The sequence below is a fragment of the Streptomyces sp. WAC05374 genome, from assembly GCF_004353505.1.
Taxonomy (GTDB): Bacteria; Actinomycetota; Actinomycetes; order Streptomycetales; family Streptomycetaceae; genus Streptomyces.
The window spans coordinates 147,418-172,762 of the sequence record NZ_SMNQ01000001.1 but is presented as its reverse complement, the minus strand read 5'-3'; the positions used below and the strand labels follow the sequence as shown (position 1 = coordinate 172,762).

At 70.9% G+C, this 25,345-nt stretch carries 27 protein-coding genes and 2 pseudogenes; 14 read left to right on the top strand and 15 right to left on the bottom strand.

The annotated features are described in order from the left end of the window. Positions 1 to 269: 269 nt before the first annotated feature. From E2B92_RS00845 to E2B92_RS00835, 3 genes are all read left to right on the top strand, one after another. Complete coding sequence (locus E2B92_RS00845; RefSeq protein ID WP_126882797.1) at positions 270 to 785, top strand: NUDIX domain-containing protein; 516 nt, start codon at positions 270 to 272, stop codon at positions 783 to 785. Between the two features lie 131 nt (positions 786 to 916). Next, entirely contained in the window at positions 917 to 1,258 is a 342-nt protein-coding gene (locus E2B92_RS00840; RefSeq protein WP_126882798.1) for a VOC family protein, read from the top strand. Between the two features lie 104 nt (positions 1,259 to 1,362). Then, entirely contained in the window at positions 1,363 to 1,677 is a 315-nt protein-coding gene (locus E2B92_RS00835) for a hypothetical protein (protein ID WP_126882799.1), read from the top strand. Between the two features lie 78 nt (positions 1,678 to 1,755). Here E2B92_RS00835 and E2B92_RS00830 read toward each other — a convergent pair whose 3' ends face one another. Further along, the gene (locus E2B92_RS00830) at positions 1,756 to 2,055 is read right to left on the bottom strand and encodes a DUF3253 domain-containing protein (RefSeq protein WP_235023623.1); all 300 of its coding nucleotides are present in this window, start codon (positions 2,053 to 2,055) and stop codon (positions 1,756 to 1,758) included. 100 nt (positions 2,056 to 2,155) lie between these two features. On the opposite strand from E2B92_RS00830, the gene E2B92_RS00825 reads away from it, so the two are divergent. After that, a complete protein-coding gene (locus tag E2B92_RS00825) occupies positions 2,156 to 3,067 on the top strand; it encodes an NAD-dependent protein deacetylase (protein WP_126882800.1) in 912 nt (303 codons plus the stop codon). Positions 3,068 to 3,267: 200 nt separating this feature from the next. On the opposite strand, the gene E2B92_RS00820 is transcribed toward E2B92_RS00825, so the two are convergent. The 6 genes and pseudogenes from E2B92_RS00820 to E2B92_RS00790 all read right to left on the bottom strand — a co-directional run bounded on the left by E2B92_RS00820 (position 3,268) and on the right by E2B92_RS00790 (position 8,785). After that, a complete protein-coding gene (locus tag E2B92_RS00820) occupies positions 3,268 to 3,612 on the bottom strand; it encodes a hypothetical protein (RefSeq protein WP_126882801.1) in 345 nt (114 codons plus the stop codon). A gap of 184 nt (positions 3,613 to 3,796) precedes the next feature. Beyond that, a complete protein-coding gene (locus E2B92_RS00815; RefSeq protein WP_235023622.1) occupies positions 3,797 to 4,003 on the bottom strand; it encodes a hypothetical protein in 207 nt (68 codons plus the stop codon). Positions 4,004 to 4,146: 143 nt separating this feature from the next. Continuing rightward, positions 4,147 to 4,626 carry a hypothetical protein gene (locus E2B92_RS00810; RefSeq protein WP_126882803.1) on the bottom strand — a complete coding sequence of 160 codons (480 nt, stop codon included), beginning with the start codon at positions 4,624 to 4,626 and terminating at the stop codon, positions 4,147 to 4,149. Continuing rightward, positions 4,623 to 6,482: a glycoside hydrolase family 15 protein gene (locus E2B92_RS00805; protein ID WP_126882804.1), complete on the bottom strand. Its 1,860-nt coding sequence runs from the start codon at positions 6,480 to 6,482 to the stop codon at positions 4,623 to 4,625. The genes E2B92_RS00810 and E2B92_RS00805 overlap by 4 nt, the downstream gene beginning before the upstream one ends. 140 nt (positions 6,483 to 6,622) lie before the next feature. Continuing rightward, complete coding sequence (locus E2B92_RS00800; protein WP_126882805.1) at positions 6,623 to 7,855, bottom strand: NAD(P)/FAD-dependent oxidoreductase; 1,233 nt, start codon at positions 7,853 to 7,855, stop codon at positions 6,623 to 6,625. 491 nt (positions 7,856 to 8,346) lie between these two features. Next, positions 8,347 to 8,785: pseudogene (locus E2B92_RS00790) on the bottom strand (hypothetical protein). Between the two features lie 86 nt (positions 8,786 to 8,871). Here E2B92_RS00790 and E2B92_RS00785 point away from each other — a divergent pair. After that, the gene (locus E2B92_RS00785) at positions 8,872 to 9,564 is read left to right on the top strand and encodes a helix-turn-helix transcriptional regulator (RefSeq protein WP_126882806.1); all 693 of its coding nucleotides are present in this window, start codon (positions 8,872 to 8,874) and stop codon (positions 9,562 to 9,564) included. Positions 9,565 to 9,601: 37 nt separating this feature from the next. After that, positions 9,602 to 10,282 carry a GTP cyclohydrolase I FolE gene (gene folE / locus E2B92_RS00780; protein WP_185923451.1) on the top strand — a complete coding sequence of 227 codons (681 nt, stop codon included), beginning with the start codon at positions 9,602 to 9,604 and terminating at the stop codon, positions 10,280 to 10,282. Between the two features lie 474 nt (positions 10,283 to 10,756). Here folE and atpB read toward each other — a convergent pair whose 3' ends face one another. Further along, on the bottom strand, positions 10,757 to 11,569 hold the full coding sequence (gene atpB, locus E2B92_RS00775; protein WP_126882807.1) for a F0F1 ATP synthase subunit A: 813 nt from the start codon (positions 11,567 to 11,569) through the stop codon (positions 10,757 to 10,759). A gap of 707 nt (positions 11,570 to 12,276) precedes the next feature. Further along, positions 12,277 to 12,906 (bottom strand): TetR/AcrR family transcriptional regulator, encoded by a 630-nt coding sequence (locus tag E2B92_RS00770; RefSeq protein ID WP_126882808.1) that lies wholly within the window; start codon positions 12,904 to 12,906, stop codon positions 12,277 to 12,279. 122 nt (positions 12,907 to 13,028) lie between these two features. Between E2B92_RS00770 and E2B92_RS00765 the strand changes: the two genes are divergently transcribed. From E2B92_RS00765 to E2B92_RS00755, 3 genes are all read left to right on the top strand, one after another. After that, entirely contained in the window at positions 13,029 to 13,622 is a 594-nt protein-coding gene (locus E2B92_RS00765) for an NADPH-dependent FMN reductase (protein WP_126882809.1), read from the top strand. Between the two features lie 826 nt (positions 13,623 to 14,448). Beyond that, complete coding sequence (locus E2B92_RS00760; protein WP_126882810.1) at positions 14,449 to 15,393, top strand: hypothetical protein; 945 nt, start codon at positions 14,449 to 14,451, stop codon at positions 15,391 to 15,393. A 350-nt stretch (positions 15,394 to 15,743) separates the two neighbouring features. Continuing rightward, positions 15,744 to 16,910: an esterase-like activity of phytase family protein gene (locus E2B92_RS00755; RefSeq protein WP_235023621.1), complete on the top strand. Its 1,167-nt coding sequence runs from the start codon at positions 15,744 to 15,746 to the stop codon at positions 16,908 to 16,910. 471 nt (positions 16,911 to 17,381) lie between these two features. On the opposite strand, the gene E2B92_RS33925 is transcribed toward E2B92_RS00755, so the two are convergent. Beyond that, positions 17,382 to 17,711 (bottom strand): SbtR family transcriptional regulator, encoded by a 330-nt coding sequence (locus E2B92_RS33925; protein WP_399430658.1) that lies wholly within the window; start codon positions 17,709 to 17,711, stop codon positions 17,382 to 17,384. After that, positions 17,615 to 17,842 (bottom strand): TetR/AcrR family transcriptional regulator, encoded by a 228-nt coding sequence (locus E2B92_RS34050; protein ID WP_200836899.1) that lies wholly within the window; start codon positions 17,840 to 17,842, stop codon positions 17,615 to 17,617. The genes E2B92_RS33925 and E2B92_RS34050 overlap by 97 nt, the downstream gene beginning before the upstream one ends. A gap of 35 nt (positions 17,843 to 17,877) precedes the next feature. Here E2B92_RS34050 and E2B92_RS00745 point away from each other — a divergent pair, with 35 nt between their 5' ends. The 3 genes from E2B92_RS00745 (at position 17,878) to E2B92_RS34045 (ending at position 20,410) form a co-directional block, all read left to right on the top strand. Then, positions 17,878 to 18,336 (top strand): NmrA family NAD(P)-binding protein, encoded by a 459-nt coding sequence (locus tag E2B92_RS00745; protein ID WP_160159721.1) that lies wholly within the window; start codon positions 17,878 to 17,880, stop codon positions 18,334 to 18,336. A 312-nt stretch (positions 18,337 to 18,648) separates the two neighbouring features. Further along, a complete protein-coding gene (locus E2B92_RS00740; protein WP_126882812.1) occupies positions 18,649 to 19,875 on the top strand; it encodes an alpha/beta hydrolase family protein in 1,227 nt (408 codons plus the stop codon). Next, positions 19,865 to 20,410, top strand: a complete 546-nt coding sequence (locus E2B92_RS34045; protein ID WP_443070214.1) for a DUF6207 family protein — start codon at positions 19,865 to 19,867, stop codon at positions 20,408 to 20,410. The genes E2B92_RS00740 and E2B92_RS34045 overlap by 11 nt, the downstream gene beginning before the upstream one ends. A 273-nt stretch (positions 20,411 to 20,683) precedes the next feature. Here E2B92_RS34045 and E2B92_RS00735 read toward each other — a convergent pair whose 3' ends face one another. Continuing rightward, positions 20,684 to 21,142 carry a contact-dependent growth inhibition system immunity protein gene (locus tag E2B92_RS00735; protein WP_126882813.1) on the bottom strand — a complete coding sequence of 153 codons (459 nt, stop codon included), beginning with the start codon at positions 21,140 to 21,142 and terminating at the stop codon, positions 20,684 to 20,686. A gap of 414 nt (positions 21,143 to 21,556) precedes the next feature. Here E2B92_RS00735 and E2B92_RS00730 point away from each other — a divergent pair, with 414 nt between their 5' ends. Next, entirely contained in the window at positions 21,557 to 23,230 is a 1,674-nt protein-coding gene (locus tag E2B92_RS00730; protein WP_126882814.1) for a hypothetical protein, read from the top strand. Between the two features lie 353 nt (positions 23,231 to 23,583). On the opposite strand, the pseudogene E2B92_RS33180 reads toward E2B92_RS00730, so the two are convergent. The 3 genes and pseudogenes from E2B92_RS33180 to E2B92_RS32575 all read right to left on the bottom strand — a co-directional run. Further along, positions 23,584 to 23,688, bottom strand: a pseudogene (locus E2B92_RS33180) (MerR family transcriptional regulator); the annotation flags it as partial. A gap of 88 nt (positions 23,689 to 23,776) precedes the next feature. Next, entirely contained in the window at positions 23,777 to 24,322 is a 546-nt protein-coding gene (locus E2B92_RS00720) for a hypothetical protein (protein WP_235023620.1), read from the bottom strand. Next, entirely contained in the window at positions 24,319 to 24,474 is a 156-nt protein-coding gene (locus E2B92_RS32575; RefSeq protein WP_160159720.1) for a hypothetical protein, read from the bottom strand. Before E2B92_RS32575 ends, E2B92_RS00720 begins: the two co-directional genes overlap by 4 nt. 95 nt (positions 24,475 to 24,569) lie before the next feature. On the opposite strand from E2B92_RS32575, the gene E2B92_RS00715 reads away from it, so the two are divergent. Then, positions 24,570 to 25,139: a TetR/AcrR family transcriptional regulator gene (locus E2B92_RS00715; RefSeq protein WP_126882815.1), complete on the top strand. Its 570-nt coding sequence runs from the start codon at positions 24,570 to 24,572 to the stop codon at positions 25,137 to 25,139. Positions 25,140 to 25,345: the final 206 nt, after the last annotated feature.

Here is a 25,345-nt window from a genome sequence, read left to right as displayed (position 1 = left end):
GCAGTCGCGGCCCCCTTACCCGTGCCGTAGTCGGACCTCTCCACCAGGGGCGCCCTGCCGGCCCGAAGCGGCCCCGCCCCCGCCACCCGGCGAGACCGACAGCGGGGCGGTGGCGCGCCCGGCCGTGACGCCCCCTTCCCGGGCGCGTTGAGCCGGTCGAGGCGCACGCCGCTACCGGGGAGAGCACGTGAACGACGACGCCCAGCACGCGGCGGCGGCGACGGTACGGCGCTCCTCACCGCCACACCCCCGCACAGCAGGAGCACCCGATGACCACCAGCCCCAGCCCCGCCTGGCTGCCGCCCGAGCAGTTCGCCGAAACCCTGCCCAAGGCAACGGTCTTCGGCGCCGTGTTCTTCACCGACGAGCGCGACCATCCCCTGCACCTGAGGGCGGTCTACTCCTCCACCCACCCGTGGCAGTGGCCCGGCGGCACCACCGAGGAGGGCGAGCGCCCCTGGCGGACGGCCGTCAGGGAGTGCGAGGAGGAGACGGGCATCGTGGTGTCCGGCCCGCCCCGGCTCCTGGCGGCGGTGTTCGGTCTCCCCGGGGCGCAGTGGCCGTACGCCACGGCCGGTTACGTGTTCGACGGAGGCCGGCTCTCGGATCGGCAGATCGAGGAGATCCGGCTCGCGCCCGAGGAGCACGACGAGTGCCGGGTGCTGCCGCTGCCGCAATGGCGGCCGCTCATGCCGGCGAGGGACTTCGACCGCCTGAAGGCGGTGATGGAGGCCCGCCGGACCGGCAGGGCCGCGTACATCGGTGCATGGGACTGGGAGGACTAGACGCGTGCGCCGTTCCCGCACGGCCGTCCGGCCGCCCGGGCCGGCCCGCCGCCACGGAGCGGTCGTCCTCCAGCACCCTTCCCGGCGTTCGCCGTTCCCTTCCCCGCCGTGCCCGGACCTACCATGGCCGCATGGCCATCGACCTCTTCGCAGGCATCCCCGTCGACGACTACGCGGCGGCCCTGGCCTGGTACGAGCGTCTGCTCGGCTCGCCGCCGGCGTTCGTCCCGAACGACACCGAAGCCGTGTGGGAGCTGGCGGAGCACCGGTACGTGTACGTCGAGCACCGGCCCGGGCACGCCGGCCACGCGATGCACACCGTCTTCGTCGAGGACCTCGACACCCGCGTCGCCGCGATCGCCGAGCGGGGCCTGCGGCCCTGGCACCGCGAGACCTACTCGAACGGCGTGCGCAAGGTCATGTACCGGGACCCGGACGGGAACGAGATCGGATTCGGCGGCGGCCCGGTGTGAGCCCTCCCTCCCCGAGCGCGAGGCGGTGCCGCAGACCCGGGCCCGGCACGCCGTACGCGCCCGGTGGCCGGGGGCCCGTCGTCCCGGGCGGCACAGTGGTGCGGGTGACACGCGAAGGACACCCCGCCCGCACTCCCGACGGCCATCACGTCATCATCGACGGGCGACGCTGGCGCGCCACCGACCCGTTGATCCCCGAGGACGTCGCCGCCCGCCTGCGTACCCACCTCATGGCGGCGCGGCGGGCAGTGGGCGCCGCGAGACGCGCGCACGACGAGGAGGCGGAGGCCGCAGCCCGGTCCCGCGTGCACATGGCGAAGGTGGCGCTGGGCGAACGCGGTGTGCCCTGGTGGGAGCAGGACGAGACCGAGCGGCGCACACGCTGGACGGAGGGCCTGACCGCACTGGACCGGGGCTGAACCGACACATCTGGGCGGTGTGCGTGCGGTACGCGGTGCGGACGGTGCGCACAGACGGGCGCCCGCCGTGCGCCGGCGCTACTCGTCGGCCGGCGGGGGACCGGGCCGGTGGGCGCGGCGGATGCGGATCGGTCCGCGGGCCTCCGACGGCTCGACGGGGCGGCCACCCTGGGTGATGTGCACCTCTCCGGCATCGACCAGCCGGCGGGCCGCGCGTCGGGCCGGTTCCATGAGCGCACGCCAGCCGTCGTCGTCCCCCTCGTACACCGCCCGTGCGGCGTCGGAGGGGCAGATCGTCGCGGTCGGGCCCCGACGCCGCAGGAGCTCCAGAATGGCTCGCTCCAGGCGCCGGACCGTCCGGCCTTCGCTGTCCGCCACTCCCTCAGTATCGCCGCACACCGTGCCGCGTACCCGGCGGGAGCAGGCGGGAGCAGGCGGGAGCAGGCGGGACGCGGGGGCGTTTCCGTACCCTGGCGGCATGCGCATGCGCCCCACTCTGAGCTGGACCCCCACCGAGGACTGGCCGCCGGGCACCACCGACCCGGGACCGGTCGTGGACGCGCTGAGCGGCGGCGGTGTGCTGGTGCTCAGCGGCGCGGGCATCTCCACGGAGTCCGGCATCCCCGACTACCGGGGCGAGGGCGGGAGCCTGAGCCGGCACACGCCGATGACGTACCAGGACTTCACCGCCGGCGCCCGGGCCCGTCGCCGGTACTGGGCGCGCAGCCACCTCGGGTGGCGCACCTTCGGCCGCGCGCGCCCCAACGCCGGGCACCGCGCCGTGGCCGCGTTCCAACGGCACGGCCTGCTCTCGGGGGTGATCACCCAGAACGTCGACGGCCTGCACCAGGCCGCCGGCAGCCAGGGCGTCGTGGAGCTCCACGGGAGCCTCGCCCGGGTCGTCTGCCTCTCCTGCGGCGCCGTGAGCACGCGCGCCGACCTGGCCCGGCGGCTGGAGGAGGCCAACGCGGGCTTCGAACCGGTGGCCGCGGGCGTCAACCCGGACGGGGACGCCGACCTCACGGACGAGCAGGTGGGGGACTTCCGGGTGGTGCCCTGCGCGCTCTGCGGCGGCATCCTCAAGCCGGACGTGGTGTTCTTCGGCGAAGCGGTGCCTCCGCGGCGGATCGAGCACTGCCGCGAGCTGGTCCGCGGGGCGACCTCGCTGCTGGTTCTGGGGTCCTCGCTGACGGTGATGTCCGGCCTCCGGTTCGTACGCCTGGCGGCCGAGGAGGGGAAGCCGGTACTGATCGTCAACCGGGACCCCACCCGGGGCGACCCGCACGCCCTCACCCGCGTCGCGCTCCCGCTGGGCCCGACCCTCTCGGCGGTGGCCGCCCGGCTCGGCATCCCCGCCGACGACAGCACGGCAGCCGGCCAGGAGTCGTGATCACGGTACGTTTCCGGGGCTCGCCTCGAGCCACGCGGGGCGCCCGGGCCGACGCACCGCCGGACGAGTAGGTCGTGTCGGCCAGCACGACCGCAGGCCGGGCCCCTGGACGCCCTGTGCCGATCCACTCGGATCGCTGCCATGGCCCGGGCAGCGGCAGACGGCTCCGTACCGGTGGAAGGGGCGTCGGGCGCGGCCGTTCACCGCGGGGCGGCCGTGTCCCGGTACCGGGGGCCGTGCACGAACAGCTCCTCGACGGGGACGCGCGGCGGCGCCCAGTGCTCCTGGAAGTCCGGGTGCCCGCTCCAGCGCACCGCGGCCTGACGCAGCGCCAGGCCGACGCCGTCGATGAACCCGGCGTCGCGAACGTCGAGCGCTCCGTGGTCGCGGTACCGCAACAGTGCGGCGTAGAGCCCGAGCTGTGCGTTCAGCCCGGTGACGAGCGGCTCGACCGGGGCGGTCGGCACCTCGGCGATCCGGTCGGCGAGAAAGTCGATCAGCGCGCGGCCGTCGGCGGTGGTGAGTCCGTGCGGGCCCAGGGCCATGGAAACAGTCCTTCGTGCAGGGCTCGGGCAGAGGACGCGGGAGGCGCTTCGGGAGCTCCTCCACGGGCCCGCCGCCGAGATTCGCGTCCCGTACGCGGGTGACGCAGCGGTGCGCGCGCCCGCGCCGGTTGCTCGGGGTCGAACAGAGCGTACGGGGCGCCGGGCTGGTGAGTTCACCGGGTGCTCAGTGCTGATGCCCGTTCTCGCGCCGCCGCAGGAGGGCCTGAGCCTCGGCGGCCTGGGCCTCACCGCGGTGCTGCCGGAGCCGCAGGCTCGCATCCCGCTCGATGAGTTGGCCGTCGAGGTTCTCCGTACGCGGCCTGCGGTCCCGCCGGACGAGTATCACGACCAGTACCGCCACGACGACACCGACACCGACCAACAGCTCCACAGCCACCGCCCCCTCGATCGCTCGTGCCCCGCACGTTACACGTGGTGCGCCACGCGGGGTCGAGCAGTACGCGGGGCCATGACCACGCCCGCCCTGTCCGTACCGTCCCGTGCCCGCGGACAAGGCGCGTGACGGGAGCGGGCTCAGGGCGTCACGGTGAAGCCGCCGACGATCGCTCCGTAACCGATGTGGGCGAGGACGGTGACCACGGGGGTGCCGGGCCCGTAGTTGCGCATCAGGAAACCGGGCGGCTCCAGCAGCGCCGTCTGTGGGGCGCTGGTCACCGGGCTGCCCATGCGCGGGTGGACGAGCGGCAGCAGGATGTTGACCAGCGCGGTGCCGGCGAACAGGCCGTGCGCGAGACCGAACAGGGCGCCCAGCCACCAGCCGGCCTGGTCGATGGCGGCGAAGACGGCGAGATAGACGAACGCGAAGATCTGCCCGTTGAGGAAGTGCATCAGGTAGCCGAGGGCCTTGGCGCGGGTGCGGTCGACGGTCACCGCCGTCCCGAGGAGGAACGGCAGGTCCATGCGGGTCAGCCTCAGCTCACTGGCGGCACGCAGTGCGGTGGTCAGGGCGAGCGTGCCGACGAACGCCCCGGCGGCGGTTCCCCACGCGTTCACCGGGCCGTGTCCTTGCCGGCGGCCGTGATGGCGCAGGCGGCGCTGATCAGCGCCAGGTGGCTCAGGCCCTGGGGCAGGTTTCCCAGGAAGTCCCCGGTCGCGGGGTCGGTCTCCTCGCTGTAGAGGCCGACGTCGTTGGCCAGGCCGGTCAGCTCGTCCATCAGCGCGATCGCCCGCGGCAGGTCGCCGGTGCGGGCGAGTGATTCGGCGAGCCAGAAGGAGCAGGCGAGGAAGGCTCCTTCGCCGCCGGCGAGGCCGTCTTCCCCGGAATACCGGTCGACGTGGGGTCCGTGCCGCAGATGGCGGTCCAGGGTGCTGATCGTGGCCCGCATGCGGTGACCGTCACCGCCGTATCCGTAGAGGTGGCCCAGCAGGACGGCGGCGTCCAGGTCGTCACCGTCGGCGGCGCGAACGTAGCTGTCGCGCCTGGGTGAGAAGCAGCGGCCCTCGACGAACCCGGTGATCTCGTCGCGCGCGGCGTGCCAGCGCCCGAGGTGCCGGCTGGGGATCATGCCGCGTTCGGCGAGGTCGGCGGCGCGGTCGAGGGCCACCCAGCACATCATCTTCGACTGGGTGAAGTGCCGGGGCGGGCTGCGGACCTCCCAGATGCCCGCGTCCGGCTCCTTCCAGACCGTGCACACGAGGTCGGCCAGCTCCGCCAGACGGTGGGCGACATCCCCGTCCAGCCCGCCCATGGCATGGGCGTACTGCCAGGCCGTCTGCATCAGCTCGCCGTAGGTGTCGAGCTGCACCTGCCGGGCCGCGGCGTTGCCCGTACGGACCGGCCCCGAACCCCGATAGCCCTCCCACGGCAGGGTCTTCTCCGGGGTGCGATGCCCGCCGTCCAGCCGGTACAGCACGTTCAGACGGGGGTGGGTCTGCTGAGAGGCGTGCATCAGCCACCAGAAGTACGCGTGTGCCTCCGCCGGGCAGCCCAGCCGCAGGAAGGCGGCCAGGGTGAAGGCGGAGTCGCGCACCCAGGAGAAGCGGTAGTCCCAGTTGCGCTCGCCGCCGATCTCTTCGGGCAGTGAGGCCGTCACCGCCGCCGCGACCGCACCGGAGGGGGCGTACACCAGCAGCTTCAGCGCCAGCAGGCTGCGCATCACGGCCTGTTGCCACCGCCCGGTGTACAGCCGGTCGTGCGCCCAGTTCCGCCAGGCCGCGCACGTGGCGTCCAGGCGCGCCTCGCAGTCGGAGCGGGTGGGCAGGACGAGGGGCTCCTGATGGGCGAACGGCATCGCGAGCAGTGCGCACCGGCCCGCGGCGAGTGCGAAGTCCCCGCTGACGGCATCCCCCGTACACGTGGGTTCGCCGGCGTCCCAGGCGCAGACCGCGAGCGCATCGCGTCCGGCTGTCGCCACCGGAACCATGGCACGCCGGGCGATGCGCGTGTGGTGGGTGCCGTAGCCGAACCGGGGCTGCACGCTCCAGTGCAGGGGCACGGACCCGGAGAGTCCTTCCACCCGTCGCAGCAGTTCCCGCATCGGTGCGAGCGTCGTTTCGTCGTGGAGTGTGAGGGCGTCCGTGACCCGCACCGTGCCCGTGCTGGTGCGGAAGGTGGTCTCCAGGACGTTGGTGCCGGGCAGGTAGCGGCGCTCGCTCTGGTACGGGACCGACGGCGCGAGCGTGAACCGGCCACCGCGGGCGGCGTCCAGCACGGCACCGAACACCGCGGGCGAGTCCAGGTCGGGCAGGCCCAGCCAGTCCACCGACCCGTCCCTGGCGACCAGAGCGGCGGTACGACCGTCACCGATCACCGCGTAGTCCCGCAGCGGAGCGTAGCCGCCGAGGCGCGACCCCCCGGTCGCCGGGCCCGGGACGGCTCCTGTGGCATCCCGACCGCTGATGGTTCCCATGACACCACCATCCCCTGCGGGCTGCCCGCCTGCCCGGTCCGCACCCATGGCGCGGGGCCGGAGCCCCGTCACACCGGCAGTCGTACTCATCCGCCCTGAACGGGCCTGCGCGCCGAGCACCGAGCAACGGCAACAGCCCGTTACCCGGCGACCGCGTCCAGGGACACAGGCGGGTCGCTGAGCCTCTGCTCGTCGACCTGGGCCCCGGTGCGGACGAGCCGCTGAATCGCCTGGGTGACGTCCCAGACGTTGACGTTCATGCCGGCCAGTACCCGGCCCTCGGCGAGCCAGAAGGCGATGAACTCGCGGCTGCCGGTCCGGCCTCGGAAGACGACCCGGTCGTAGCCGCCGGGTCCGACGTGGCCGGTGTACTCCATGCCCAGGTCGTATTGGTCGGTGAAGAAGTACGGCAGGCGTTCGTACGGGGCGTCCTGTCCCAGCATGGCCTTGGCCGCGGCTTGGGACTGGTTGACGGCGTTGGCCCAGTGCTCGACGCGGATGTGCGTGCCGAGCAGCGGGTGGAAGGCGCTTGCGACGTCTCCGGAGGCGTAGATGTCCGGGTGGGAGGTGCGCAGGTGTGCGTCGACGCGGATGCCGTCGTCGACGTCGAGGCCGGCGGCTGTGGCGAGCCGGGTGTTGGGGGTGATGCCGACGCCGACGACGACCGCGTCGGCGCCGATGCGGCTTCCGTCCGCCAGCCGTACCCCGTTCGCGCGCCCGCCGGTTCCGGTGATCTCGGCGATCTTCACACCGCAGCGGAGATCGACCCCGTGATCGGTGTGCAGGTCGGCGAAGATCTGGGACACCTCGCGGCCCAGCACGCGCAGCAAGGGCAGTTCCGCGCTCTCCAGTACGGTGACCTCGACGCCGGCCGTGCGGGCGGCGGCCGCGGTCTCCAGACCGATCCAGCCGGCGCCGATCACGGCGATGCGGGAGGCGGAGGTGAGGAGCCGCTTGATGCGGTCGCTGTCCGAGAGCCGGCGCAGGTAGTGGACGCCGTCGAGGTCGGTGCCGGGAACCGGCAGGCGGCGCGGCGAGGAGCCGGTGGTGAGCAGCAGCTTCGCGTAGCCGAGTCGGCTGCCGTCCGCGAGCGTCACCTCGTGTCCGGCCGGGTCGATCGCGGTGACGTCGGTGCCCAGGCGCAGGTCGACGTCGTGGTCGGTGTACCAGTGGGAGGGGTGGACGTAGACCGTCTCTCGCTCGTCCTTGCCCTGTAGGTAGCCCTTGGACAGCGGTGGCCGTTCGTAGGGGCGTTCGCTCTCCTCCCCGACCAGCACGAGGGGCCCGTGGAAGCCCTCTTCCCGAAGGGTCTGGGCTGCCTTCGCTCCAGCCAGTCCGGCTCCGACGATCACGAAGGCCGGGTTCGCGGTCATGTCCTCTCCTCTGCCTCGTGTGCGGTTTCTCCTGTGGTCCGCGGATCCCCCGGTCGTGGAAGGCCGCTCCGCGGAAATCGGCAGTTCGGCGGCGGGCTGCGTCAAGCCGTCGCCCGTCTGGTGTTCGGTTCGACATCCCGTTGCCGGAACAGCTCCGTGCCGGAGGCCGTGAACGGGGCTGTGCCCTCGTCCTCCAGCACGCGCACCACGTCGCAGTAGGACGCTCCGACGGCTTCCAGATCACCGAGTCGGCGGATTTCCGCACCAACAGGTGAGGCCGGTCCACCAGCCACCACAGGGCGCGGACCTCGGCGACGGTGGCCGCCTTGTCATGGGCGACGCGCGGCTCCGGCTCGAGCGACACGCCCGTCCACCCCCTCACCGGCCTCGTACGCCAGACGTCAGTAGACGGCCTGCGGCCGCCCGGCAGGCGGGTGGGCCGATGGAGGGGTCCGCCCGCCTTGTCGGCTTCTGCGGCCGCTGCCCGCCCGTCAGTGGGACGGCCGCTTGCCGTGATAGCGCCGGGCGAGCCTGGCGAGTGCGACCGCGCCGAGCAGGAGCCCGAAGTCACGCAGGGCGACGTCGTAGTGCCCGGGGATGGTCAGCAGGTTGACGATGATGCCGGCGAGCCATCCGGCGACCAGCCAGCCCCCGAAGCGGGGGGGCGAGGGCGACGGCGATGCCCGCGACGATCTCGATGACGCCGACGGCGTACATGGCTGCCTGCGCGCTTCCCGGAGCGATGTTGTCGATCCACGGCGCGAGGTAGGTGGGCCAGTCCACGAGGAGGTTGGTGAACTTGTCCAGCCCGAACAGGATCGGCGCCACGGTGAACCCCGTGCGCAGGATGACGAATGCCTGGTGGCCGGGGTCGGCGAGCGCGGCCCGCCGGGAGGTGGCGGACGTACTGGTGGTGGTTGCGGACGACATGACACCCTCCTTCTATCGACAACTCTCACTGGCTATAGAAGCGCGCGCATCTTCTAAAGTCAATGGATTTGGGTTTTACTGGGGTCATGAACCACCGGAAGGAAGCACCCCGCCCGGACGTCTCCGCCGTCGCCGCCCTGGACGAACCGACGCGCAGGAGGCTGTACGACCACGTCGTGCGCCAGCCGGGGCCGGTCAGTCGCGATGAGGCCGCCGAGACCCTCGGCCTGGCCCGGAAGACCGCGGCCTTCCACCTGGACCGCTTGGCGGACGAATCACTGCTCGATGTCGTCTACGAGCGCCGCAGCGGCCGCACGGGTCCCGGAGCGGGCCGGCCCGCCAAGCTGTACAAGCGCTCCCGCACCGAGGTGGCCGTCAGCCTGCCCGAGCGGCACTACGAACTGGCCGGACGGCTTCTCGCGCAGGCCCTGGAGGAATCCGAGGCCACCGGTGAACCGGTGCGGGCGGTCCTGCACCGCAAGGCCCACGAGCTGGGCGCACAGCTCGCCGCCCAGAAGGGGACGGACGTCTTCGCCCTGCTGGAGGGCAACGGGTTCGAACCCCGCTACGACGGGGACGCCATCGTCCTGGGCAACTGCCCCTTCCACGCCCTCGCACGCGACCACACCCAGACCGTGTGCGGCATGAATCTCCACCTGCTCCAAGGCGTGCTGGAAGGGCTCGACGAGCGCTGCTTCCAGGCGTGCCTGGAGCCCAGCCCCGGCCACTGCTGCGTCCGCCTCCGGCCGGCTTCCCCGCCACCCGCGGGCACCCGCTGAGAACCGCAGGAACGTCCCCACCCACGAGGAGACCGTCATGGACATCGCCACACCGGCCACGGCCGCGGACGCGGCCGGCCTCTCCGCCGGCCTCGCGGCCCTGCCCGCCCCGCAGAACATGCGGCCGTCCCTCACCCCGCTGCGCGTCGTCCACGACACCGGCGGCGTCGACCTGGCCGAGGCCGAACGCGCCGCCGCCCACTTCCTCAAAGCGCTCGGCATCGACACCGGCACCGAGAGCCTGAGCGACACCCCCGGCCGCATGGCCCGCGCCTACGCCGAGCTGTTCAGCCCCCGCCCCTTCGACCTGACGACCTTCCCCAACGACGAGGGCTACGACGAACTGGTGCTGGCCCGCGGCATCCCGCTCCGATCGGTCTGCGAGCACCACATGCTGCCCGTCGTCGGCACCGCCCACGTCGGCTACCTGCCCGGCCACCGCATCCTCGGCCTGTCCAAACTGGCCCGCGTCGTCGAACACTTCGCCTACCGGCCCCAGGTCCAGGAACGCCTGACCAAGCAGGTCGCCGACTGGCTCAACACCCACCTCGAACCCAAGGGCGTCGGCGTCGTCATCGAAGCCGAGCACACCTGCATGACCCTCCGCGGCGTCCAGGCCACCGGCTCCAGCACCCTCACCTCCACCCTCCTCGGCACACTCCGCCACGACGCCCGCTCACGCGCCGAATTCCTCTCCCTGACCGGCCTGCCCTCCTGACCGGGGGAGGCGCCCAACCCGCAGACGGGGGCTGGACATAATTCCGGCCAGGTCTCGCCAGTGTCAGCGATCGCGGCCGTGTTCCACGTTGTGGTGCAGGCGCAGACGTGAACGCGGCTGACTTTGGTCCTGGACCCGCAACGTTGGATGGAGCGTCGACGTTTCCCCGGGCTGTTCGAGTCCGGGGCGATGAGCCTGTCGGAGATCGCGAAGGAGACCGGACTCAACCGCCGAACGGTCCGGAAGTACCTGTCCTCCGAAGGCCCGGTTGCCCACCTCGTCGGGCTGCGCCGGGGCATGGCCGTCGGCGGAAGGTGGATGAGGTCGCGCCGCCTGATCGATGCGATGCTGCGGCCCGCGGCGACGCGTCACCCGGTATGGCCAGGGGCTGCACAGGCGACCGAAAATCGTTGCTCCGCAACGCTCCGCTGAACACCCAATTCGCCTTCGGCAGCGGAAGCCGTTGTCGTGAGCTCAGTGGGACTCGGCGAGCGCGCCCTGAACGTAGCTGGAGGCAAGCAGCACGAAGACGTACGCCTGAATGGCCTGGATGAACAATTCGAAGGCGGTCATCGCGATGACCATCGCGAATGAGGCGCCGGCGTAGGCGAAACCGACCCCGTTCATCAGGTACCAGCTAGCCACCGTGAACATCACGATCAGCAGATGCCCGGCGAACATGTTCGCGAAGAGTCGGACCGCGTGCGTAAAGGGGCGGATCAGTAGGTTGGAGAAGAACTCGATGACGACCACGAGCGGAAGGACCCAGCCGAGCGTCCTGTCGTAGCCGGTGATGTTCTTCCATCCACCCACGAAACCGTGCCGCTGGAAGGTCAGGCCGACCCACAGGACGTAGACGACCAGCGCCAGACCGGCAGGGTAGGCGATCAGCGAGGTGACTGGGAACTGGGCGAGTGGGATGATGGACCAGAGGTTCATCAGCCACACGAAGAAGAACAGCGAGACCATGAACGGCACGTACTTCTCGCCGTCCTTCTTGCCGATGATCTCGTGGACGATGCCGCGGCGGACGAAGTCGTACCCGGCCTCACCGATCATCTGGAGTTTACCCGGTACCACTTTGGGCTTGGCGAAGGCGGCCCAGAAGAAACCGACGACCACGACCGAGCTGAGCAGCGCCAGCAGCATGGGCTTGGTGAACTCGAACCCGCCCACGGTAAGCATGGGTTCGTAAACGAATGTGTGCAGCCCCGGCGTCCTGAAGCCACAGCCGGGGACAAACAGGTGGCAACTCGCGTCGAAGGCGAGCGTCTGGTCAGCACCCACCGAAGTCTCCTTCCATGCGGTACCCGGGCACGGCGCCCTTGTTGCCCAACGTCAGCGAACGCAGCGTCACGACACCAACCCACCCACCTCACCAGACACCGTCATCACGCGACCAGACAGTTGGTGGTCAACTCCCGCGGCCCATTCCCGCCACCCGTCCTGCTCCGGGGGTGGGGAGCCGGATGGCGTTCGAGGCACTCCAGCGGGGAACTGCCTCCGGCGGGCCGGACCGCCGCCCACCTCGCCGGAAGTCGTCGGCCCCCAAACTCCGGGGCGGCGTCGCCGGCGTCGACGTCGGCCAGCGAGAAGCACCTTGTCCGTCACAGGCGCACCGACCCGTTCTGCGTCCCCGAAAACCGCCGCGGCGACCAGCTCCGCCCGCCAGTCGACCCGGGGCCCCGGCCGGCCAGGACCGCCTAGGCTGTAGGGACACCGCAGAGAACGCGACCTCCGGGCAGTCCACACACCGCTTGTGTGGGTCTCCGCCCGTCAGTGTGCTGGTCCGCAGTCGCCTGTTGCACCGATCCCAGGCCATGGCTGCACGCGTTGCGGGATTGGGCCGTCTGCTGCTCGACCAGCAGCCAGGAGCACCAAGCCCGTTCTCCGCGCCACGTCGCACCGAGTGAGGCGAGCCCCTTGAGGCGAACCCATGGAAGGCCAGGCCACGGGCTCGGGGGAGGCGCAACAGACGGTGGTGGGGACGACGGTCAGGCTGCCCCGTAGTGGCCCAGGAACATGTCGACGCCCCCGGCGATCAGCCGCTCCGAGAACTCCTCGTCCAACATGTCGCCGTAGGCGCTGTGCACGATGTGCGGGTAGAGGACCAGGGCGTAGAACTGGGTGATCGCCAGTTCCATGTCGGGGATCACCAGATCGGGCTGAGCACGAAGGGCCTGCGCGAGCGGCTCGGCGAAGCGGTTCGGGCCCTGCTCCCGCCAGGAGCGGCCGAGTTCCGGGAAGCGGCGCGCCTCGGCCGCGATGAGCGCGCGCAGGCCCAGGACCTCCGGCTGGGCGATGCCCTTGACCCAGCCGCGGGCGATCTCGGTGAGGATCTCCCGGATGCCGTCGGTGCCCTGCAGCCGCTCGGTCATCAGCCGCATGGTCTCGCCGAGCGCCTGCTCCAGCGCGTCGCTCACCACCTCGGTGAACAGTTCTTCCTTACTGCTGAAGTGGTTGTAGACGGTCACCTTCGAGACACCGGCCTCGACGGCGATGTGGTCCATGCCTGCGCCGAAGCCCTGGTGGAGGAACTCCTTGCGGGCTGCGCGGATGATCGCGGCCCGCTTCTGCGCCGCGCGTTCTCCCGAGGGGATGCGTTTGCTGCTCACGGAACTCATCGTACCCGTCAACTGAACCATACAGTTGAGTTCAGTTGTACTGTCCCGTACAGTTCAGTTCATTGACCCGGCGGCGCGGCCCTCTGCCCGGCGTCGACCCATGCCTATCGAGGAGACTCCTGATGACCGAGCTCAAGATCCTTGCCATCTCCGGCAGCCTCCGCGCCGACTCCCACAACACTGCGCTCCTGCACGCCGCCCGGGCCCTTGCCCCGGCCGGAGTCACGGTGGAGATCTACGAAGGTCTCGGCGAGGTCCCGCCGTACCGCCAGGACCTCGACACCCCGGCGGTCCGCCCCGCTGTTGTCCAGGATCTGCGCGACCGGATCACCGCCGCCGACGGGCTGCTGATCGCCACACCGGAGTACAACTACTCCATCCCCGGAGTCCTCAAGAACGCCCTCGACTGGGTGAGCACGGACTGGACCCGAACGGAGGGCGTGCCCCTGCTCCGCAAGCCGGTGGCCATCACCGGCGCCGCGCCGAGCAACTTCGGCTCGGCCCGGGCCCAGCTCGCACTCCGTCAAGTCTTCGTCTGCACCGACTCCGACGTGGTGGTCAAGCCCGAGGTCATCGTCTTCCGCTCGCACGAGCGCCTCGACGCGAGCGGGCAGTTGGTGGACGAAACCACCCGTGAACTGCTCCAGGGCCTGCTCGGCGCCCTCCTCGTGAAGGCCGAGGCACACGCGGAGGCGCGCCTTCTCACGGCAGCGTGACCTCGCCCCGCACCCGCGCGGAGCCTGCCTGAGACCCCTGAACTCGGGCGGGCTTCAGCACCCCTCGGTGTTGGTCCGGCGCGAACGGGGGTCGCCGCCGGACCCCAACCCGAGGCCGCCACGTCACCGGCAGCGCCGCGATGGTGCTCGGCCTGATGGTGCTCCTGCTGATGCGGCGCTCGTGGCCTGTCGATGACCGGGGAGGGGGCGGTGATGGCGTCGTGCCGGCTGGCGACGATGTCGTGTCCGTCGGCCGTGGACCGCACGAACTCCTTCTTCCAGGCGCCGGCATCCTCTTGCGAGCCGCTCTGAAGGAGCGCTGGGCGGGTCACTGCTCGAGAAGCGCGGTTGCCGCTCTGTCGGCGAACGTACCGAGGGAGCACGGCCGCTTCCGCCGGTTCGGCCCGGAGTCGATCAGGCGAAGGCGGCGCCATTCGTAACCGCTGTGCCCCCTGTGGCTGCGGCCATTGGGCGCTAGTCCAACCGCCGACGGGCGCAGCCGGGACGTCCTTACGCACCACACGGTGGGGGAGCTGCTGATCACCCCACGAGGTTCCTCCGTTGGGCCATGTCGTCCGCCATGCACGGCATGTTCATCGCAGCCGCGAGCGTACGGCAGCGGTTCGGGCCCGTCGACAGGCGCCAAGAGGCCGCAGCACGGCCCGTCCGGGTCGACCACGCAAGGGGGTCGGGACGCGAGGTACAGCAAGTCGGAGCCGCTCATGAACGAACGGGACGTGGCACCAAGGGGATGGGTGCGCCGTGGACGCAGCACGCCGCTGCCCATATCGCCGTACTGTAGGCGCAGCTCGACCGCATTGAGCAGATGGAACGCCTGTCGGCCCATGACAGGCGGATGGTCGTGAAGGCGCACCGTCTGCTGGACGCGGCCCGGGACGCGGCCGACGAGCCACGACGGGATTGGAGACGTCCGTCCTGCCTGAGCTCGGCACAGGACCGCTGCCTGACCAGCATTCACGAGACCGAGCTGCTCATGGCCGTTCTGCACGCGGCGAACCACGCGGAGGAGTGGGAGATCGCGCGGGTCAGAGGATTCCGCAACGCGCTCTTCGCCTCGTTCCTCATCATGTCGGCCATCGTGATGCTGTTCATTCTCTCCGGTTACCTGGACCCGCAGGCACTCGCGGACAAGCTCTGCTTCGATCCGCCTCCGGGAATGGACGGCACTTCTGCGAAGGTCTGTCCCATGGGCGGAGGCGATGGAGCGGCCGCCGTCCCGCAGGGCGGGGACGTTCTGCTTGTCGCGTCCCTCCGTGCGGGAGCCGCCGCCCTGACGGGTGCGGTGGCGCTGCACGGGATGCGCGGCACGGCCCTGCCCTTCCTGGTGCCCATGGGCCTGCTGCTCCTGCGCGTACCCATCGGTGCCCTGTCCGCCCTCCTGGGGGTGGTTCTGATCCACGGCGACTTCATTCCAGGACTCACGGCACTCGACCGTCGGGGGCAGATCGCCGCCTGGGCCATTGCCTTCGGGATCGGGCAGGAGACGCTGACGCGCATGCTGGACAAAAGGGGGAACGCGCTGATCGAGAACGTGCGGGGGCCCTGGCAGGACGTGGGCCCCCGCCCCCTCCCCGGCCGGCCTCTCCCCAGATCCGGACCGGCTCGGCGCCCCGTGGGAAGACCGGACCAAGAACCTGGCGGTCCCGCCTCGGACTCGGGCAGGGGCGCCGCAGACCGTAACGGCGGCGGTGACCCCCGGCGCGGGATCCGGCCCAGGGAAAACGTCGGCGGCGAGTCGGACACGGCGTGACCAGGCGAGCCCTGAGCTGCAGCGACCTGCCCTGGGGGGCGATGAGCATGGCCGATGCCGACCAGTGGTGTGTGGCCTTCTTCCGGGGGAGTCGTCGGACCCCGGGCGGAGCGGCCCGCCCGCATGGTGCTCGCCCGTCCGAGGCGGCGTGCGAAGGGGTCCTGGTTCCACTTCGTGGGCATTCGTTCGGCGCCTCGGCCAGTGGCACACAGATGTCGGCCCAGGAGTCACCGCGGCCTCGTCCCTGGGCAACGCCGGCCGCTCCATTCCCCACGACCTAGAGGGAGTGCCCAACAGCCGTACCCGATCGGGTGACTGCGCGTCAGCCCGCCAGGAGCCAAGATCATCTGGTGAGCTCTTCTCTGACGCGCCGCGCGTGCGCCGTAGCCCTGCTTCTGACCTCGACCCTGGCCCCCGCCGTGGCCGCCGCCGCCCAGCCGGGCGACCCCGGACAGGGGACGGGGCGCGTCGTGCAGGCACGCCTGCTCGGCGAAAAGACCGTTCCGCACACGCTCGCCTTCCAGGACACGACGGTCGGCGGACTCTCCGGTATCGACCGCAACCCGTGCACCGGCGAATACGTCTTCATCAGCGACGACCGCTCGTACCTCCAGCCCGCCCGCTTCTACACCGCCAGGCTGGACGTGGACGCCAAGGGCGTGCACTCCGTCGATTTCACCGGCACCCACCCCTTCCGCCAGCCCGACGGCTCGGTCTACCCGGCCCCGACTGCGGGCGACGGCAAGGCCGTCGACCCGGAGGAGATCCGGGTCGACCCGCGAAGCTGCACCTACTGGTGGGCACAGGAGGGCGACCGGCCCAAGGTGGTCGGCCCGCCGGTCGTCCAGCCGTCCATCCAGTACGCCTCCACCACCGGCGACCACCTCGGACAGCTTCGGCTGCCGCCGAACTACGAGATCACGATGGAAGAGCGCGGCCCGCGCCGGAACCAGGCGATCGAGGCGATCACCTTCGGTTCCAAGGGGAAGGTGGTGACCAGCGCGGTCGAGGGCCCGCTCCTCCAGGACGGCCCGGAGCCGGACGTGAACAACGGCGCGCTGGTCCGCGTCACGCAGCAGAACCGCGACGGCCGGGTGCTCGGGCAGTTCGCCTACCCGCTGGAGAAGATCTTCGCCGAGAACGACCCCGACAGCCCCTGGGGTCCGGACACCGGAGTCCCGTCCATCCTCGCCTTCCCCGACCAGCCCAACCGCTACCTCGTGCTCGAACGCACCTGGGTCGCCGGCGCGGGCTACAAGATCCGCCTCTTCGACGCCACCACGCGCGGGGCGACCGACGTGCGGGAGATGGATTCGCTGGCCGGGCAGCCCGTCACGCCGATGCGTAAGAAGCTCGTCGCGGACTTCGACGACCTGGGCCTCTCCGCCATCGACAACACCGAAGGCATGACGTGGGGGCCGGACCTGCCCTCCGGCGAGCGGCTGCTGCTCCTCGTCAGTGACGACAACTTCGCCAAGGAGGCGATCACCCAGATCGTCGCCCTCGGCATCCGCTGACGCCGTCCCGGTCGTCACTCGTCACACGCGGTGAAGGGCGCCTGCCGGGCGAAAGCCCGGGCCAGGCGCCCTTCACCGCGCCTCGGAACCCGCCCGGCCCGGCGCCCCGGTGCCAGAGGCGGCCCCGCAGCCCCCGACAGGCCCATGCTTCAAAAACGTATGCCGTGCATGTGAGACCAGGCGGCGAAGCAACAGCCGGCCCAGGCCCGCCTAGAGGCCGCCGTCGTCCCGCCCGACACCCCGGACGAGGCCATGGAGGAGCTGCGCGCCAACGACGTGGCACCACACCGGACAGGGGCAGCGGCCCGTGAGTTGAGCCGCGTCCCGATACCCGGGCGGAGGCCGGCCGAGCCCTGTCGGAGCGCTGCGTCTGAGCGAGAACTGGTCCTAAGAGTCGATCGAGAACCCGCGAGGACACGGCGGTCTGCTGTCGATCTTGATCTGGCGGAGCAATGCTGAGGAGAGTCCGGGTCAGCGCGCGTGTACGCCGTCCATGACGATCCCCAGCAGGACGTCGGCCTCGGACGAGCCGTTGCTGTCCTGCTCGGGGGCCAGTGCGATGGCACCGACGAGTTTCAGTAGGTGGGTGATGGTCGGTTTGGGGCGCACGGCGTCTGCCGCCCGAGCGCCCGCGAGGAGGGCGTCTCCCGCATTGCTGATCATGCCGTGGCAGGTCTCGCCGAGCGACGGGTCTGCTTCGCGCATCAGGGAAGCCCCCAGTCCCCGGATGGCCACCGCGTGCGTGACGACGGCACGAAGCCAGGCGGACAGGGCCTGGTCCGGGTCGGGTGCGGCGAGCAGATCGTCGGCCTCCGCGCACAGAGCCTCCCCCCCCCGTCCTTGAAGACCGCCTCCAGGAGGGCCTGGCGGGAGGGGAAATGGCGGTGCAGGGTGGCCGAGCCGACTCCGGCGCGACGGGCGACCTTCTCCATGGCCCCTCTTCCGCATGGACGCGATGGAGAAGAACATGAAGCTGACGCACAAGATCATCGTGGTGGCGGGAGCGACCGGCCTCCAGGGAAGAGCCGTGACGCATCACCTGCTCCGGGACGGCTGGCAGGTTCGCGCACTGACACGTAACCCGCACGGAGCGCGGGCCACAGCGCTCGCGCAGGCCGGAGCGCAGGTCGTGCGGGCGCGGATGGAGGACGTCGACTCCCTGACCGTCGCGGCCGAAGGTGCCTGGGGTCTGTTCAGCGTCCAGCCCACCGTCGGCTCGCCCGGCACCGCGCCGGACTTCACCGCCGAGGACGAGGTGCGCTGGGGTATGAACGTCGCCGAGGCCGCGCACGCCGCAGGCATCGGGCACTTCGTCTTCACGTCGGTCGCCGCGGCGGACCGGCCCATGGCACGGCCGAGGACATCGCCCACCGCTTCCAAGAGCACGTCGGCGCCGGACCCGACCACGTCAGCCTCCGCCTCATGACCACGACACCCGATTCCCCACCCATAAGCCAGTGGGAGCAACTCGCCTGTCCACCGGCGCGTTGGCATGGGCGTCAGTGAGCGGCGAGAATCGCGGACGAACCGGTGCCTTGACACGAGGCGCAGAGTCGACGGCCGGGGTACGGGGGGCGCGGCCCTCGGCCTTGATCTGGTCGACCAGGTCGTTGCCAAGGCGTTGGCTGTCGGCGTCGTATGCCCTACCCGACGGGCACGGAAGATCCACCTCTGGTCGTACGGGCGGGAGACCTGCGGTCGATGACGGCCGGCCCGCGCGTTCCTACCGTCGGTGTCCATGAAGACATTACGCACACTGCGCCCGGCGACCGCCACGGTCGTCGCTCTCATCTCCCTGGGCATGGCCGTACCCGCGGCGCACGCACAGGCTCCGGCCCGCCCGGAACGTGCCGCAGTCGCCACGACCGCTCCCACGTCCGGCCCTGCCCGTCCAGCGGCCACCGGTGTGGTGCTGCCCGAGCCCACGGGCCGGGCGGAGGTGGGCCGGTCGACCCTCCACCTCGTGGACCCCTCGCGGCAGGACCTCTGGGTGCCCGAGCGGCGCCGCGAGCTGATGGTGGACCTGTACTACCCCGCGCGCTCCACGGCAGGCGCTCCCTCCCGGTACTCGGACCGGCGCGAGGCGGAGCTGCTCCTCGCGGAGGTCGGGGTGCGTGACGAGTCCGTCGTGGAGACGCTGAGTGCCACGCGTACCCACAGCGCCGTCCATGCGCGCCCGCGGCCCGGGAAGCATCCGCTGGTGCTCCTCTCTCCCGGCTTCGGGGCGCCCCGGTTCACCCTGACCACGCTCGCCGAGGACCTCGCGAGCCGCGGGTACGTGGTCGCCGCGGTGGACCACGCCTACGAGTCGTCGGGGACGGTGTTTCCCGGCGGCCGCGTGCTCACCTGTGTGGCGTGCCGCAAGGCCGAGACAGAGGAGGACATACGGAGGGCGACCGTCAACCGGGGACAGGACCTGTCGTTCGTCCTCGACCGGCTGACCGGCCCGCGCCCGGCATGGCGGTACGCCGGCCTCGTCGACCGGCAGCGCATGGGGGCGGCCGGCCACTCGCTGGGCGGTGCCGCGGCGGCTTCCGTCATGGCGAACGACGACCGCGTACGGGCGGGTGTCAACATGGACGGCGCCTTCGGGGACCCCGTACCGGAGCAGGGGCTCGGTGGGCGGCCGTTCCTGATGCTCGGCACGGGTGACGCCGTCCACCAGCCGGGTGGCGAGGACGCGACCTGGGACGCCGCTTGGCGAAACCTGGACGGGTGGAAGCGGTGGCTCGCCGTGACGGGAGCGCACCACTTCACCTTCTCGGACGTACCTGTCCTCTTCGACCAACTGCGCGTGCCGTATCCCGACGCACAGCCGACGATTCCGGCGACGCGCGCGATCAGCGTGGTGCGCACCTACACGGGCGCCTTCTTCGACCTCCACCTCCGAGGCCGGCCCCAGCCGCTTCTCGACGGTCCCACGGTGGAGAACCCGGAGGTGCGGTTCAACCACCATGGGGGTTGAGGCTGCGCGGTGCTCCGGCGGCCCGCAGGGCCGCCGGTTCTGCCGGTTCTGCCGGTCCGCGTGCACCGGCCATATGAACGCTGCGCGGGACGCTCCGCGACGGGACGGCCGGCAGACGGCAGAGTCACACCTTCGTTCCACGGCGCGAGCGCTGGCCGTCGATCAAGACATGGACATTGACCATGAGCACAGCGGCGCACCGGGGCTCGCGCACCTGGACGTCACCGCCGCCGACGAGGGCACCGCCGTGGCTGCGATTGACCATCCTCCGCGAACATGGGGGGCCTCCGGCGTCACCTCGGTCTGGCGGGTCCGGGGCAAGCTCCGAGGCACTGGCGGCCATGTCTTTTCCAGGAGTTCTTTCAGATGCTGCGGGCATTGGTACGCGCACGGCGCGAGGCCCGCGTGCCGCCGATCCGGCAGGCGAGTCCCGGCCGTGTGCGGCCGGAGCGCCTCGAGGACGCAGAGGACCCCAAGAGGTGCAGACTGTCCCGATCACCCGGTCTCCGACGCGTCAGGTCCCCGGTGGACGTAGTCACACCCCAGGTGCTTCCGAAGGCCGACCACCGCGGCGACGCGGGCGCCCTGGGGCCGGCCGGTGCCGCTCTCCCGGGACAAGTTCCGCAGCTTTGCAGCTTCGGCGAGGATTTCTTAGCCTCACTGCCGGGGCAGCCGGGAGGCTGCTCTGCCTCCTGTAAGTGGGGGAGTGGCACCGAGAGGTAGCGGCTTTCCAGGGTGTACCTGGGCAACCGTCCGCCCGTCTGTCGCGGCGGCGCGCCCTCTGTCTCGTTGGTGCTGTCCCGTCTTCTTACAAGCCGGTCCGAGCTGTGGCTGCTGAGGGAGCGGTTCCTCCGTCCGGTTGGGTGGTGAAGCGGCTGAGTTTCTCGGCGCTGCCGCATGGCAGGTCGGAGAGCGCTGTCTGGGGGAGGGAGGCGATCAGGGCACGGACTTGGTGGGCGATGTCCGGCATCGTGGTCCAGGCGGTGGCCGGCGTTTCGACGACCGCGAGGAGCAGGTCGCCGTCGTAGAAGTAGGCATCCAGCAATGGCTCGTCGAGCAAGAGGCGTACCGCCAGCGGCAGGACGTAGGGCAGAGCCACCTGTTGTGAGATCAGGTTGTGCAGGTCTGCCGGGTGGAGCTCCCCCAGCGGTTTCGCCCTCAACTTGTGCACTTTGCGAACCAAGTGGGTGGCCTCGGGAGCCGGAGCGTTCCAGCGGGGCGGGTCGAGCTCATCGAGGCTGCGATCAAGGTGAAGCAGGCGGTCCATGGGACTCATTCTGCGCCTCGGGCGCTCCCGGCGCGGCAGCGCCTCGGGCGCTCCTGCCGCGGCCGCCGCGGGTGCGTCCCTGGCCCACTCCCTGATCGTCGTCACATGGAGGACTCCGGCCTCGTCCAGACCAAGGAGTCGGCGCAGGGACAGGTCGGACCACGCGGTCACGGGAAAGTGATCAGTTCTGCGATGCCCGGCAGCACGACCGCCTGGTCCGAGAGATCGCCCCGAACCCGACGCGTACGTCCCCCAGCCGGGCGAGATCGGTTCTACGCTCGAAGCAGGTGTCCCCGGAGGCCTTCACGACGTTGGGTCAGTGAGTGACGGTCGCAGCCCGTCCACATGTCCGGCCGGGCCGAACGGCTCGTACGCGTCGCCGGACCGACCGGGCCGTACCTTAAGGAGAGACGGATGGATTATTACGACCTCGGCACCCACACCCGCCCCGTGACGACGTCCTCCCCGTCCGCCCAGATGTGGTTCGACCGCGGGCTGATCTGGTCGTACGGCTTCCACCACGAGGAGGCCGTCGCTTGTTTCGAAGCCGCCGCCGCGGCGGACCCGGACTGCGCGATGGCCTACTGGGGCATCGCCTACGCACTCGGGCCGAACTACAACAAGCCCTGGGAGTTCTTCGACGGTGAGGACCTGGCCCGAACCGTCGAACGTACCCACGCAGCCGTCGAACGCGCGCACGAGAAGGCGGCCGGTGCCACGCCCGTCGAGCGTGCCCTGATCCAAGCGCTGCGGTACCGGTATCCGCAGGCGGAAGCGGTCGAGGACTGTTCGGTGTGGAACGAGCCCTACGCCGACAGCATGCGCGCCGTGTACGAACTCGCTCCCGACGACCTGGATGTCGCCACACTCCATGCCGACGCACAGATGAACCTCACGCCCTGGCGGCTGTGGGACCTGCGGACCGGGGAACCGGCGCAAGGCTCCCGCACGCTGGAGGCCAAGGCGGTCCTCGAGCGGGCCATCGATACCGGGCCCGGGAAGGCGCACCCCGGCCTTCTGCACATGTACGTCCACCTCATGGAGATGTCTCCGACCCCCGAGGCCGCCCTGCCCGTCGCGGACCGGCTCCGTGGCCTCGTACCCGACGCCGGGCATCTGCAGCACATGCCCACACACCTGGACGTGCTCTGCGGGGACTACCGGCGTGTGGTGTCGGACAACACCGCCGCGATCGCCGCCGACGAGAAGTACCACGCGCGGGCCGGCGCGATGAACTTCTACACGCTGTACCGCTCGCACAACTACCACTTCAAGATCTACGGTGCGATGTTTCTCGGCCAGTCGGCGACCGCCCTGGAGACCGCCGCGCAGCTCGAAGCCTCCATTCCCGAGGCCCTCCTGCGGGTGCAGAGCCCGCCCATGGCCGACTGGCTGGAGGGCTTCCTCGCCATGCGGGTGCACGTCCTCATCCGCTTCGGCCGCTGGGCCGACATCCTGGACCTACCGTTGCCCGCCGACCCGGAGCTGTACTGCACGACGACGGCGATGCTCCACTACGCCCGCGGCGTCGCCCTCTCGGCGACCGGCCGGATTCCTGAGGCGGAGACCGAACGCGCACTGTTCCGAGACGCAGTCTCCCGCGTACCCGAGTCACGCATGCTGTTCAACAACACCTGCGTCGACATCCTCGCGATCGCGTCGGAAATGCTCGACGGGGAACTGGAGTACCGCAAGGGCGACCACGACGCCGCTTTCGCCGCTCTGGAGCGGTCCATCGCACTCGACGACAACCTTCCCTACGACGAGCCGTGGGGATGGATGCAGCCCACCCGCCACGCGTACGGCGCCCTGCTTCTCGAACAGGGACGCGTGGAAGAGGCGGAGGCCGTCTACCGGGCCGACCTCGGCCTCGACGACACGCTGCCGCGTCCTTCACAGCACCCCGGCAACGTATGGGCGCTGCACGGATTCCACGAGTGTCTCGTGCGCCTGGGCAAGACAGCGGAAGCGCAGATCGTGGCCCAGCAACTGAAGATGGCATCCGCCATGGCGGACGTACCGGTCAACGCGTCCTGCTTCTGCCGTCTCGAAGCCGTCGCGAGCACGACGGAAGGCAACTGCTGCTGACAACCGCGAACGCGGCCGTACACAGAGACCGATTGCGGCCTGCGGTCCGATGACGGGACCAAACTTGGACGTCCCTTACGCCGGGTGCGCGCTGCCCAGAGCACGCACGCACCGGCGTAGTGCGGTAGGGGCCTGCCCGAGTCCCGCCGGACGCAGCGCCGTCGCAGACAAACGCCATGAGCGAGGCGAAGGCACCCTGGCGTCCCGGTGAATGGACGACCGCCCGCGGGATTCACGAATTCAACTGCGGAGGCGAACACCGTCGGAGGGCGGAACCACCTCTCGCCCCTGCCGTCGGGCTGCTCGTGCGAGGCCCGGACGCCGCAGAAGCTGGCGCACCCCCGAACACCACCCAGGGTGGCGGCGAAGTCCTCGGCGCGGGCCAGTTGCACGCGCAGCTTCTCCACCTGCTCGGTGGCCGTTTGCTGGTAGGTCCGTACGCGTTCCAGAAGGGCTTCGGCACGTAGTATCGCGCCGGAAGCTGACCCGCACGTACAGCGAGAGGCCACCGGACGGACCTCCGGTGACCCCTCCCGCCACGCGGTATCAGACCGAGGCCGCCCGCGGCGCGCTCGGGCCCTGCTCGCGGCGGCGGCGCCGGACCCCGTACCGGGTCATCCCGCGTGGCTTGAACACCGAGAGCCCGGCCGCCGTCAGCAGGACCACGAGGGCGGCGCCGGCATCCGCCACCAGTTGGATCCGCATGCCGTCAAGGTCCCCACCCGCCGGGACGGCCCGGGACGCGGCGTCGGCCAAGTGCCCGACGGGCTGCATGTGCACCAGCAGCAGGACGGTGGCGACGACGGTGATCAGCAGCTTCGCGATCACCCAGTAGTGCCGTACCAGCCCCCACGCCGTGCCCAAGGACTGCACCACCCCCGTCACAAGCGTCGCGATGCTCAGCGGCACGATCACGAACCACCCGACCACCTCCATCGCCACGTACGCCCCCCGCACGGTCTGCGGCTCGCCGCTGAACAGCCCGGCCAGGGCCAGGGCGAGAAACGCCGCCACGGAGCCGAACCAGCCCAACGAGGCCGTCACATGCGCGGTCAGCGCCGCCTTGCGCAGCCGCGGCCCGAACACCGTCACGGCGTGTGCCCCACCATGCCCCCGCCGGCCAGGTGCACAACCACGAACACCACCAGCAGGACCGCGGCGATGCTCGCGGAGATCTTCACCCAGCGCGGCGCCCGGTGGTCCTCCTCGCCGTGAGCGCCGGAAGGACTCGACGATCCGGACATGACGCCTCCACGAAATCGATCACAAATTTTACGAGACAACCTGTCTCTACGCCATACGGAGTGTATCCCTCCGTGGGCGTCCGTATCCTGGGCGGGTGCCGAAGCTGTGGAACGAGACCATCGATGCGCACCGCCACGCCGTACGGGAGGCCATCCTCGACGCGGCAGCCGCACTGATCGAGGACGGCGGCCTGCGGGCGGTGACCATGTCCCAGCTCGCCGAGCGGGCCGGTATCGGGCGGGCCACCCTCTACAAGTACTTCCCCGACGCCGAAGCGGTCCTCGGCGCCTGGCACGAGCGGCAGGTCACCGCCCACCTCCACCAGCTCGCCGAAGCCGCACACCGTCCCGGCAGCACCACCCAGCGCCTGAGGGCCGTCGCGACCGCCTACGCCGACATCGCCCGACAGCGCCACGGCGGAGAACTGGCCACCCTCCTCCACCGAAGCGAGCACGTCAGCCACGCCGAACAGCACCTGACCGGCCTGCTGGAAGCCCTCATCACCGAAGGCGCCCAGGCCGCAGAACTGCGCGACGACGTACCGCCCGCCGAACTCGCCGCCTACTGCCTGCACGCCCTGACCGCCGCCTCCACCCTCACCTCCCAAGCCGCAGTCGACCGACTGGTCACCGTCACCCTCGGAGCCCTCCGCCCCCTGCCCTGACAGAGACTCCCGGCGGCACATCGTCATCAACGCCCGCCAGTGGAGAAATCTGACAAGCGCTGCTGTACCTGGCCGCTGCCCTGTGCACGCTCGCCCTCCAGGCGCCGAGACAACAACGGCGTCCTGTGCCCATGGGGAGCGCGCACGGCCTCTGCCACCTCCTTCGCTGATGGGGGAGCCATCCGGCTCGGCGCAGAGCGCCGGCT

Excerpts from the sequence above, each read along its gene's own strand:
- E2B92_RS00840 (WP_126882798.1), top strand. The coding sequence starts at position 917 with ATGGCCATCGACCTCTTCGCAGGCATCCCCGTCGACGACTACGCGGCG.
- E2B92_RS34045 (WP_443070214.1), top strand. The coding sequence starts at position 19,865 with ATGGGGGTTGAGGCTGCGCGGTGCTCCGGCGGCCCGCAGGGCCGCCGG.
- E2B92_RS00740 (WP_126882812.1), top strand. The coding sequence starts at position 18,649 with ATGAAGACATTACGCACACTGCGCCCGGCGACCGCCACGGTCGTCGCT.
- E2B92_RS00800 (WP_126882805.1), bottom strand. The coding sequence starts at position 7,855 with ATGACCGCGAACCCGGCCTTCGTGATCGTCGGAGCCGGACTGGCTGGA.
- E2B92_RS00845 (WP_126882797.1), top strand. The coding sequence starts at position 270 with ATGACCACCAGCCCCAGCCCCGCCTGGCTGCCGCCCGAGCAGTTCGCC.
- E2B92_RS32575 (WP_160159720.1), bottom strand. The coding sequence starts at position 24,474 with ATGTCCGGATCGTCGAGTCCTTCCGGCGCTCACGGCGAGGAGGACCAC.
- E2B92_RS00770 (WP_126882808.1), bottom strand. The coding sequence starts at position 12,906 with ATGAGTTCCGTGAGCAGCAAACGCATCCCCTCGGGAGAACGCGCGGCG.
- E2B92_RS34050 (WP_200836899.1), bottom strand. The coding sequence starts at position 17,842 with ATGGAGAAGGTCGCCCGTCGCGCCGGAGTCGGCTCGGCCACCCTGCAC.
- E2B92_RS00765 (WP_126882809.1), top strand. The coding sequence starts at position 13,029 with ATGACCGAGCTCAAGATCCTTGCCATCTCCGGCAGCCTCCGCGCCGAC.
- folE (WP_185923451.1), top strand. The coding sequence starts at position 9,602 with ATGGACATCGCCACACCGGCCACGGCCGCGGACGCGGCCGGCCTCTCC.
- E2B92_RS00760 (WP_126882810.1), top strand. The coding sequence starts at position 14,449 with ATGGAACGCCTGTCGGCCCATGACAGGCGGATGGTCGTGAAGGCGCAC.
- E2B92_RS00825 (WP_126882800.1), top strand. The coding sequence starts at position 2,156 with ATGCGCATGCGCCCCACTCTGAGCTGGACCCCCACCGAGGACTGGCCG.
- E2B92_RS00745 (WP_160159721.1), top strand. The coding sequence starts at position 17,878 with ATGAAGCTGACGCACAAGATCATCGTGGTGGCGGGAGCGACCGGCCTC.
- E2B92_RS00820 (WP_126882801.1), bottom strand. The coding sequence starts at position 3,612 with ATGGCCCTGGGCCCGCACGGACTCACCACCGCCGACGGCCGCGCGCTG.
- E2B92_RS00805 (WP_126882804.1), bottom strand. The coding sequence starts at position 6,482 with ATGGGAACCATCAGCGGTCGGGATGCCACAGGAGCCGTCCCGGGCCCG.
- E2B92_RS00730 (WP_126882814.1), top strand. The coding sequence starts at position 21,557 with ATGGATTATTACGACCTCGGCACCCACACCCGCCCCGTGACGACGTCC.
- E2B92_RS00735 (WP_126882813.1), bottom strand. The coding sequence starts at position 21,142 with ATGGACCGCCTGCTTCACCTTGATCGCAGCCTCGATGAGCTCGACCCG.
- E2B92_RS00785 (WP_126882806.1), top strand. The coding sequence starts at position 8,872 with ATGAACCACCGGAAGGAAGCACCCCGCCCGGACGTCTCCGCCGTCGCC.